Origin of the sequence: Fischerella sp. (assembly GCF_013388695.1) — a bacterium.
Lineage (GTDB): Bacteria > Cyanobacteriota > Cyanobacteriia > Cyanobacteriales > Nostocaceae > PCC9605.
The window spans coordinates 1-9,288 of the sequence record NZ_JACAEU010000084.1 but is presented as its reverse complement, the minus strand read 5'-3'; the positions used below and the strand labels follow the sequence as shown (position 1 = coordinate 9,288).

8 protein-coding genes are annotated in these 9,288 nt (G+C 42.4%); 2 read left to right on the top strand and 6 right to left on the bottom strand.

The genetic code is table 11. The features are described from left to right. The 6 genes from HXY43_RS11340 to HXY43_RS11315 form a co-directional block, all read right to left on the bottom strand. Positions 1-2,311: chloride channel protein (locus HXY43_RS11340; protein WP_290883314.1), on the bottom strand; the 2,311-nt coding region annotated here is incomplete at its 3' end. A gap of 338 nt (positions 2,312-2,649) precedes the next feature. After that, positions 2,650-3,963: a TldD/PmbA family protein gene (locus tag HXY43_RS11335; protein WP_026735389.1), complete on the bottom strand. Its 1,314-nt coding sequence runs from the start codon at positions 3,961-3,963 to the stop codon at positions 2,650-2,652. A gap of 165 nt (positions 3,964-4,128) precedes the next feature. Beyond that, positions 4,129-4,995 (bottom strand): Tab2/Atab2 family RNA-binding protein, encoded by an 867-nt coding sequence (locus HXY43_RS11330; RefSeq protein WP_290883312.1) that lies wholly within the window; start codon positions 4,993-4,995, stop codon positions 4,129-4,131. Between the two features lie 100 nt (positions 4,996-5,095). Further along, positions 5,096-6,223 carry a DUF6745 domain-containing protein gene (locus HXY43_RS11325; RefSeq protein WP_290883311.1) on the bottom strand — a complete coding sequence of 376 codons (1,128 nt, stop codon included), beginning with the start codon at positions 6,221-6,223 and terminating at the stop codon, positions 5,096-5,098. A gap of 310 nt (positions 6,224-6,533) precedes the next feature. Then, positions 6,534-6,923, bottom strand: a complete 390-nt coding sequence (locus tag HXY43_RS11320) for a GFA family protein (protein ID WP_290883309.1) — start codon at positions 6,921-6,923, stop codon at positions 6,534-6,536. A 28-nt stretch (positions 6,924-6,951) separates the two neighbouring features. Then, positions 6,952-7,212, bottom strand: coding sequence for a hypothetical protein (locus HXY43_RS11315; RefSeq protein WP_026735385.1), 261 nt, complete (start codon positions 7,210-7,212; stop codon positions 6,952-6,954). A 365-nt stretch (positions 7,213-7,577) separates the two neighbouring features. Here HXY43_RS11315 and HXY43_RS11310 point away from each other — a divergent pair, with 365 nt between their 5' ends. Both HXY43_RS11310 and HXY43_RS11305 read left to right on the top strand, forming a co-directional pair. Continuing rightward, a complete protein-coding gene (locus tag HXY43_RS11310; RefSeq protein ID WP_290883307.1) occupies positions 7,578-7,925 on the top strand; it encodes a hypothetical protein in 348 nt (115 codons plus the stop codon). Between the two features lie 381 nt (positions 7,926-8,306). Continuing rightward, complete coding sequence (locus HXY43_RS11305) at positions 8,307-8,681, top strand: DUF4870 domain-containing protein (protein ID WP_290883305.1); 375 nt, start codon at positions 8,307-8,309, stop codon at positions 8,679-8,681. Positions 8,682-9,288 lie beyond the last annotated feature (607 nt).

Below are 9,288 nucleotides of genomic sequence, written 5' to 3'. Positions count from 1 at the left end.
GGGGAGGGGGGAGAGGAGTGGGGGAGTGAAGGAGTGGGGGAGTGAGGGAGTGGGAGAGTGGGGGAGTGGGAAAGAGAGGGAGTAGAGGAGACTTTTGACTATTGACTATTGACTCTTGACTATTACCTAATTTCACCAGCACCATTTCACAAGTAGCTTGGCGAATAACGGTGTCTACTACGTCACCAAAAATACGACCAGGGGTGGAAGTGTTTCCCTTCCACCCCATCAAAATCAGATCGATGTGTCTTTCTTTGATTGTCTCTAAAACTGCATGGGCGATATCGTGGGCAACTCGTATCTGTGTATGTACTGGTATTTTCCATTTTTTACCTAAAACTTCGGCATTTCGCAGTAACCGCCGACTTTTGGCTGTCCTGACTGGTGTTTCGGCGGGGGAACTCTGGCGAGAAACAATTATCACTTGCAAACACTCGATTTCGTAGTGGCGATCGCGGGCAATTGCTGCTGCCATTTGTAGCAGTATTGCCGCTGTTTCGGGGTTTGCCACCGGTACTAACAATCTACCTCTGCCAGTGCTGGGCGATCGCGTTTGATAAACCACGTAGGAAGGTTCCGGTTGTGGCCCGTGTTCTCTATTTTCGCAGTTAAGACGGTCTGCTTCTGCCCGGATAATATCAGCACGGGTAATTATCCCTATTAATCTTCGCCCTTCTACCACTGGCAAGCGGCTGATTTGATGACGATTCAATAAATACAGCACGTTAGCCAAGTTGTGTCTGGGTGTAACCGTCACTGGCTGGGGTGTCATGATTTCTCGTAGGGGAGTATCTTTAGCTAAATTGCGATCGTGAATTTTTAGTAAATCACTTTGTGTCACAATTCCTATTAGTTTATTTTCTTCTACTACGGGAAAACCCCGATGGTGGGAGCGAGAGAAAGCCTGTACAACTTCTTCCACAGACATCTCTGCATCCAGTGTTTCTACCCGTCGCTGCATTACGTCTCTTGCGGTTAACTGTGTCAATACACCTTCGACAGAGGCTGGTTTTTCCTTGATATCAATGCCATTTAATTGTAAAAGCTTGGTATACAACGATCCTGGCATGAGCTTGTCGGCAACCAAGTAAGATGTCACAGAGCCAATCATTAAAGGTAACACCAGATTGAAATCTGTTGTCATCTCAAATACAATCACTATCGCTGTAATTGGCACTTTCGAGACGGCGCTAAAAAATGCTCCCATACCTGCTAAAGCGTAGGTAGTGGTCGAACCGAATCCAAACAATTGGACTTCGCACACACCCACGATGTATCCTAAGCAGGAACCTAAAATCAAACTGGGAGCAAATAAACCTCCTGGCGCTCCTGAACCAAATGCTACTAAGGTGAGAATAAACTGAGCTAAAAAAGCAAGTGCAGCCAAGGATGCATCCGCCCCTCCTGCGATTACAGATTCCCGTAACCCCGTATTATTCCGGAAATCATTAGGTAAAATTGCAACTACAACACCAGAGATAAATCCTGCCAAAGCTACCCGCAGCGGCAAGCTGATGTGTAAACGACGATATAACTTGATACTTTTAATCAATCCGCGATTAAATAATGCCGCCAGTAATCCTGCTAAAACGCCCAAAACTAGGAAAAAGGGAATTTCCGGAATGGAGAAACTGCTAGAGGAGTTGGTCAATTCCAAGTTAAGTAGCAAACTGCGACCACCCAACAAACGCGAGACGACTCCACCAATAAACGAGGCGATAATCGCGGTTCCTAATGTCAGTTCTGATAAATCTTGAAGTAACTCTTCGACAACAAACAATACACCAGCAATGGGGGCATTAAAAGCTGCTGCCAAACCAGCACCTGCACCGGCTGCGATCATCTGGCGGCGATGGTCTGGGGAGGTAGGAACCAAGCGACTCATCCCCCCTGCTAAAGCTGCGCCGACTTGGACGGTAGGGCCTTGTCTCCCTAAAGTTATTCCCGAACCCAACGCGATGATGGCACTGAATAACTTCACAACTGCCACTCGCCAGGACAGTTTCACTGGGACATTCGCCAGAGAGGCTTTAACTTGGGGGATACCACTACCAGCTGCTTCTGGTGCTAGCCTCTCCACCAATAACCCAGATAGAAAACCAAAGCACAAACCAACTGTTGGTAGGAATAGCCACGCTGGTAAAACGTGGGAACTATGAACTCGCCATGTCCCTAGCCATCCCGACCCAAATTTCAAGAATACAGCAGAGAAGGCAGCGACTAGACCGATGATACAAGCTTCTGCGATCGCTAAACCTCTTCTCGGCTGCCAGACTGTGCGAATCCACGGAGTCAGCAAAGCGGGAGACATAATTAAAGTCAAAAGTCAAAAGTCAAAATAATTGTCTGTTGGAAATTCTGCTTTTATGCAAGAATCTCCAATTTTTAATTAATTACAAATATCCAAGCTGCTATCGCTTGACCGTTACACTATCAACAAATCAAGCGCAGAATTTGATTGCTAAACTTTTGAAATTCCCAGGAAAATCTGACAATTTTGACCTCTTGCCACTCGGATAAGTCGAAATCGAAAATTTTAGCGTATTTTGAGATAATAAGTTCAAAAAATACTACTCTATCAAGTCCGACGCCATCCTGACTTTTACTCGCATCTTCCATATTTGGGAACAAATTTTGATTTTTTCTTTTTTAATTGTTTCTGCCAGTGGTAGATAATCCTTCCACAATTAGAGACGGAGTATAACATGAACCGTTCCAGTCAGCATCACTACCCAGTTTCACCAATTGTTTTAGCGCCGTATAAACATTACCTGCCACCATTGTATCCTTGACACGTCCGATGACTTGACCATTTTGGACACGGTAGCCTAGATCGACATTGATCGAAAAGTCACCAGAAATCCCACTTCCTCCGCCTAGCATTTGATCCACAATTAAGCCATCATCTAGTAGTTGAATTAACTCTTGTAGGGTTCCAGAACCAGGCTGGATGAGGAAATTAAATAAACCGGGGGTGGGGTAACTACCCAAACCGGGGCGAAAAGCATTACCAGTAGAAGGAGTACCGAGTTGACCTCCAGTAGTGCGATCGCAGTAAAAATTCTGCAACTCCCCGTTTTGAATAAACACCAAAGGCTGAGTAGGGGTTCCTTCATCATCAAAGGGACAGCTATAAGGCCCTGCTTGCGGGTCTTGGTAAAGAGTCAGGAAAGGGGAAACTACTCGTTTGCCAATGCGTTCCGCCCAAGGAGAAGCCCCTTCCAAAACGCGCTTGGCATTTAAAGCAGCTTGGACAGTACCCCACAGCATATCAGCCGCTTTCGAGGTAAACAAAACTGGGACGCGACGATTAGGTGGTGAAACGTTTTCTTTTGCCCAATTCAAACGTTGTAAAATTTGATCGGCAAGTTTCTCGGGCTGGAGATTGCCACGTTCGGTTTCACCATCGGAAACACTCAAAAAATCCTCTCCCCGCACCCATTCGGCGGAAATATAGCAACTGAGAGTAGTGTCAGTATAGTAGCAATCTAGACCTTTACTATTCACTAATCTAGTAGTTTCCACATCACATTCCCAGTCACCGTTGCAAAGAACTTCTGGGTAAGCATCACGGATGAGGGCAATGGTTTGTTTGCCCCATTCCACTAACTTTTCTACCGGCACTTCTTCGCCGATATCTGGGTAGGAAGGCTGACAGTTACTGCCTAATTCTACAGTTTCGGGTTGGCTTAACCGACTCAAAGCTAAAGCACGTTCTACCAATGCCTGGGGTTCCACCATTCCATAAGCTACTGCCAGTCCTGGACGTCCCTGACACCATAGTCGCAACGCCGTTCCTTCCGCTTGACTCGTTTCTAACTGCTTGAGACGGTTTGCCTCAAAAAAGACTGGTCGAGAAAGCGATCGCGACTGATACACCTCAGCAACTTCTGCACCTGATTTTAAGGCAAATTCCAGCAGCTGTTCTGCTAGTGTATCTTGTGGCAACTTTTTAGACACCATGATGTTTCCTGGCTGTGGCATGAGGATTAGCGAATAGGGAAAGGGAGGAGTGGGAGAGTGGGGGAAGAGGAGAGTGGGGAATAAGGAAATAACCACTAACTACTAACCACTAACTACTAACCACTATCCACTAACTACCAACCACCAACAGTTCCCCAATTCACTTTACGGCAGATCGATCTCACACAATAGCCAAAAACCAGCAAAAGATTCTGCTTGGGGGTCGGACTGCACCCCCATGAAATGCACTCCGTTAGCTTTTTGCTTAGCTTCTTCAAAGCCTTTAGCTTCTGCCAGCATTTGCGGATTTCTAAGATTTGCTAGCACCCAGCTTTCTGTCGCACCTGTTTCTAAAAGCAATCTTGCCCCTTGCGGACTGCTGTTAAATTTCAACCAAGCTAAATCTAAACCAGACATCCAGCCAGCCAGGGGCAAGGCTCTGGGTGAGAAAATTAAAATGCCAGGAATTTGAATTTCTAGGGATACTTGTGCCAACTCCAAGGGAAACCCTTCACCAAAGTCAATTTCCCACTCTGGCATATCCATAAATTCTGAAGCTGGTAAAGTTACAAATCCCCATTGCTGCCCTTCTAAAGCATCAGGTAAGCGTTGGGGTAAAGGCGCTTCCAAACGTACCGAGGGATTAGTTCCCCCTTGATAACCTGGTTCATTTGGATACACTTGTTCCATCCGCTGTTGCAACCATTGGTTCAGTACCAAAGTTCGACGACTTGGCTGTGCTGGAATTCCCAAGTCATTGCAGGCTTTGGTAATCATATTGTTCATTTGGCGGCGGAAAAAGCGAATTTTAATTGGTGCTTCACCTGCTTTGTCAATTGCCTCCTGCAACGCCGTCCGTAACCATACGGAATTTACCTCAGTACTGGGGCAATACTCAGCATAGCGAAACAAAGAATCAACATTTGCGCGAGTATCCAAAGGACTCTCGCAAACCAGGACTTCCCAAACTTTTTTCTGATTTTCGTCCAGAATCGGACGGGAGTAAAAATCGAGTTCCCAAATACTGCCCATGTGATGCCGTTATGATTTGGCTACTTTTTTATATTCACTCTACCAAGTTAAGCTAACCTCATTTAAATAGTTCGTAGAAAATAGCGTCTATTTTTCTAACTTAAGTCTGTACAACAAATTCTTCTGGTGCAACTCCCCAATTTACCCAAGTGATGGCTTCTTGCGCTGATTTTAGATCAGATGGTACACGCAACACATGAATAAATCCCGTGCTGGGGCAAGTCATCTTTAACAAATAAATTGGTTCTACATCGATTTCATTCTCAATTTTTAATAATGTGTATTCTCGATAAGAATTTAATTCATTCGCTTGCAATTCTTCGAGCATACGCGTATAGCCAATACCCTGAATTAAGACTCGCCGTAGTTCGGCATTTTTTTCTTCTAACAACCATGAAGTTTGCCACTGATGGGGGTGGAGTTTACCGTATTTTTCCGGTAAGATGACACCACTATTGGCGTAGAGATTGTAACCATCAGTAAATTGGATGGCGGGTTCGCCTTCAGCGTGGAGGCGATTTTGGTCGTCTAAGGAAAGTTTGCTTGGACGATCGCACACTACTGCTACCCTTTGATATGGAAAAATACACCCACTAGATTCTGCCAATAAATGAAGAACTTGCAATAGCTTTTGTTCGCCTGTGTAATTGAATACAGATTTCCAAAAATCCAACCAACTGCAATAACTGCAAAAGATAAAACTAGGTATGAAGTTACTATCATACTGTTTTTCTAATTGAAATTGTAGTTGGTGGTATAGTTCTGGGAGATTAGCGTCAATGTCTAACTCTAGAACATCCGCCATATCAATTTTTAATGTTTGTTCTAGAGTTTTCATATATGATATAAATCTATAATATAATGTGGTGTTAATGTGGATATTTACATCACTGGGTCTTTGAATTTCCACATTCTTGGATTCACGTTTTGTTAAATTTGGAAATAACTTTAATATACCTAAGCCCAATTGTAAAAATTTCAAAGGTGTGGTTTGAATAATTCGAGCCTCTAACTGGGGTAAAGCCTTACTCATAGCCTGATAAGGGCTTTCACAAAAGATAATTTCAGGCTGTTCTATATGGCACAAACTATAAAGTTCTTTAACTCCTTCAATAGCCTTTTGTCTGTCGATTCGCTCAGTTGAAAGTGCTATATTTCTCCATTTCTCTCGGTAAAATTTAATCAAAGCTTCTTGTTCTGGAGTTAGCTTTGCAATTTTGTGTGACATACTAGGACAGGGTTACTGAATGAATATCTTCCCAAAATAACTCCAGCTATCAGAATGCGCCAGAGCATATATTACCGTCTCATTCTGTACTGGTTTCACTCACACCCTCAAAAATAAAGAATTTTTTTAGCAAGCAGATCGAGGGTTTGACCAGAATGGCCACCCTGATATTGTTTAAGTATAGTTCTTAAGGATAATCTGTATAAACAAAAAATAAAAAACTGCTATTAAGCAGTTAAAGTAAGGTCGTAACCAAATCCCTTGAGGTTAGTAAACCACATAGCGTTGGCGATCGCCTAATTTCCTGAAATTACCGCAACTTATATATATTCTCTTCCCAATTGGTTCCATCGAAAGGCACAATTTCAAAGTTCGACACCACATCACCATCTAGACAACGAATATTAACATCAATGCTGTCGGGATGACTGCGAGGAATATAAAAAGAATGTATTCCACAAACGCTGCAAAATTTATGCTGGGCAACTCCTGTGTTAAATCTGTAGGTTGTTAACAGATCTTCGCCTTGTAGCAAAGTAAATTTATCTCGCGGCACAATTAAATGCAAAAAACCCTTTTTTCTACAGATTGAACAATTACAATCATCGGCTTTGTGTGTGTCAACTACTACCCGAAAGCGCACTGCGCCACAATGACACCCACCTTCGTAAGTAACGGGTTCTTTGATATTAGCTGTCATGTTAAGTTCTCTGAAAAATAACCCTCTATCATTTTTGTAAATTTGCTTGTTCTTGCAACCAAGGGTCTACTGGTTGTCCGTCTTTACGCCGCAATTCAATTTCCACTACCATTACTTGTTTGGAACCGGGAGGAGCGGGTTTTTGATTGAAAATAATCTCATAATCTGTAGGATTGTGACCGCGTTCTTTCAACCATTCTTGCACTTTGGTTGTGGCAAAAAAACCTTGCCCTTGTTCAAACATGCGAGTAATCTGCATTTGTAGTGAGTAAGGATTTAATCTACCCATTTTTTTGCTGTCTTCGTTAAGTAATATAAAGTAAGGCAATACCTAATTTTATGTTATCTCTGCTGTTAGCTTAATATCACTAAAAGCTGCCTGTCTCCTTTTTCTTTTAAAAAAACCCAAAATTATATATTTTTTCCGACTTTAGATAGATTGACTGTATTTTGAGCCACGGATACTCTAATATTGTGCCCTTCTATCCTTTTGCTGTTCAAACTGTTCAATACATTTTGTGTATAAAATTTAATTACAGAGTAGTCTTCTTTTGAATCTCAAATAGTGTTTCCTCGAGGCTGGAGCTTAAGTCTAGACTTTGTTCATTGTTTTCCAATGACGCAAACCCAAGATTTACAAGTGTGGTGTGATTGATGAACTCTAAGCGTTTTCTGGTGTCTGCGCTGACACTTTTCACCTTATTAGGGACAGTGCTAGCTGTAGAAGCACAGCAGATTAATCCCCGTCAACTGCTGCTGGCTCAAAGTGATGATGAGTTGAGCGAATACTATAACAGGGGTTATGAGGCTGGTTTATCAGATGCCTTGGCTGGAAAGACTTACAATCCCTTTGCGGGAAGCCGTAAATTATCTGTTACTTACTCCCGCGAGTACACGCGGGGTTACGCTGAGGGATACAAGGCAGGCGATCCTAATTTTGGTTCTAATTCTAGTTCTGATTCTGGTTCTGATTCCGGTGAACCTATTCAAGGACTTTGGTAAAAATCCGGTTTGATTTGAAGAATCAGTTACAGCAGATTTCAATTGAATTGACCACACTCGAACCTCACTCCCATCCCCTCTCCTTAGCAAGGAGAGGGGTGCGGTCGGCGGGGAGAGGTTGTGTTCTATTTAAATGAAAATAGCTGTAAGGCACAAGGATATCCGGGGGCTAAGAGTTTAGGATATCCTTGATAATACTCTTGAGGTTTTCTACTGTAGAGGTTCGGTAAACCTCATAACTTATAGTTGATGAGTAACAATCAAAGTTAATCTATTTCAGCGAAAAGCCTGAAAACTTTTTAAGTACGGGAACCTGCAATATTAAATCTATTCAGTGAGCTTTAAAATCGAAGCTAAAAGGCAAATTGAGGAGCCACCAGGATGCAAGTTACATACAATTCTGATAAGCGCAAATTGTTATCATCTCTGTGTCATGGGGCGATTTTCTTCAGTACAGCATTGTTTTCGATTGGGGTTCCAATTGCAATTTACTTAATTTCCGATGACCCAGTTGTTAAAAGCAACGCCAAAGAATCAATTAATTTTCACTTCAATGTTTGGTTCTGGGGAACCGTAATTGGAGTCCCAATTGCGATTCTATCTTGGCTTACCTTTGGTATTGGCGGAATTTTGTTTTTCCCCGTTGTTGCTTTTGGCTTTTTACTGCATTGGGGATTGACAATTTGGGCATTGTTGCAATGTTTCAGCAAACCAGATGAACCTGTCCGTTATCCGTTTATTTTTCGACTGTTCTAATCGTTCCGACTCAAGATAAAGTTTATTTTTGAAAAAGGGAGTGAGATAAACATCCCTTTTTTATTTGATTGTGCGATCGCTCTTTGCGATTGATTAAAATTCAAGGATTTCCTTTTCAGAGTACCCAACCCTTAACAAGTAGATTGATTAGAATTAAAAAGCAAAATCAAAAAGGTTTCTCGACACAAGTGTTTGTTGTTCAAGAATATTAAAGTGCGATCGCCTTTACTATGGCTTCTCAAAAATTAGTGCGATCGCACTTCGTCCGAGGTTGAGTTAAGCAATAGCATCAGCCAACAATTTATGAGTTAATATTGAGTTTCACTTCGTCCCACCCAATCTACGAGCTAACTATTTTTGTCTATATTTGCTTGACTTTATAAAACAATCGCTACAAACTATTTTAAAATTCTACATATTTCTCCAAGTAGTACATCTTTGCTTTATATCAAGTCACAAAGTGCCAAATCTAGAAATATATTATATTGCAATACGGTTCAGATAATACCAATTTGAAAAAAGAATGCAACACATAGATAAGACCCCTCCCCAACCCTAAGCGAACTCGCGGGGAGGGGGCCGTCACCACGGGTGGGGTTATCTGCCC